Genomic DNA, 1,057 nt, shown 5'->3' with positions numbered 1-1,057 from the left:
GACGCGACCGGCCGCCGGGACGCGGCGTTCGAGCAGATCGACGGCGAGGCGGCCTCGGTGACGAAGGAGCGCGAGGTCGTCGCCGCGTCCGTCCCGGCCGACCTGCTCAAGCTGTACGACAAGCTGCGCGCGCAGCAGGGCGGCATCGGTGCGGCCAAGCTGTACGCCCGCAGCTGCCAGGGCTGCCGGCAGGAGCTCGCCATCACCGAGCTGAACGAGATCCGCGCGGCGGCCCCGGACACCGTGATCCGCTGCGAGAACTGCCGCCGCATCCTGGTGCGTACGGCGGAGTCGGGCCTGTAGGGGCCGGAAGGCAGAGGGGCGGCGAGGGTGCGGGAGTTCATCGTCGAGGCCGACGGCGGGTCGCGGGGCAACCCCGGGCCCGCCGGTTACGGCGCCGTGGTGCGGGACGCGGCGACGGGGCAGACCCTGACGGCGGCGGCCGAGTACCTCGGCGTCGCCACGAACAACGTCGCCGAGTACAGCGGCCTCCTGGCCGGCCTCCGCGCCGCCCACGCCCTCGACCCCGCCGCGCGGGTGCACGTTCGCATGGACTCCAAGCTGGTCGTCGAGCAGATGTCGGGCCGCTGGAAGATCAAGCACCCCGACATGAAGCCCCTGGCCGCTCGGGCGAGGCAGGTCTTCCCGCCGGACCAGGTGTCGTACGAGTGGATCCCGCGCGAGCGGAACAAGCACGCGGACCGCTTGGCGAACGAGGCGATGGACGCCGGGGCGAAGGGCCGGCAGTGGTCCCCGTCCGAGTCCGGGGCGGCCTGGGACACGGCGGCCGCCGTACCGGAGCCGTCGGGCCCGCCCGGGGACGCGGCGGCGGGCGCGGCGAGAGCCCGCGCGGCGCTGGCGGAGGGCCGGACCGCGGACCGGGTGCCGCCGGCGACGGCCCCGTCCGGGACCGGCAGCAGGACGGAGGCCGTCCGCGAGGCGGATGCCGTGGCCGGGACGGAAGCGGTGCGCGAGACGGATGCCGTACCTGGAGCGGGTGCCGTGCGCGAGACGGGTGCCGTACCTGGAGCGGGTGCCGTGCGCGAGACGGGTGCCG

At 75.9% G+C, this 1,057-nt stretch carries 2 protein-coding genes; both read left to right on the top strand.

What is annotated here, in order from left to right; all coding sequences use genetic code 11:
- Positions 1-303 (top strand): zinc ribbon domain-containing protein (locus IE312_RS42375; RefSeq protein WP_229900579.1); only part of this gene is annotated, 303 nt, incomplete at its 5' end.
- 27 nt (positions 304-330) lie between these two features.
- A partial coding sequence (locus IE312_RS29650) for a reverse transcriptase-like protein (RefSeq protein ID WP_229900578.1) occupies positions 331-1,057 on the top strand: 727 nt, incomplete at its 3' end.

The organism is Streptomyces capoamus, assembly GCF_014654935.1.
Taxonomy (GTDB): domain Bacteria; phylum Actinomycetota; class Actinomycetes; order Streptomycetales; family Streptomycetaceae; genus Streptomyces; species Streptomyces capoamus.
The sequence above is the reverse complement of the archived record's forward strand: the minus strand, read 5'-3'. Positions and strand labels throughout refer to the sequence as shown.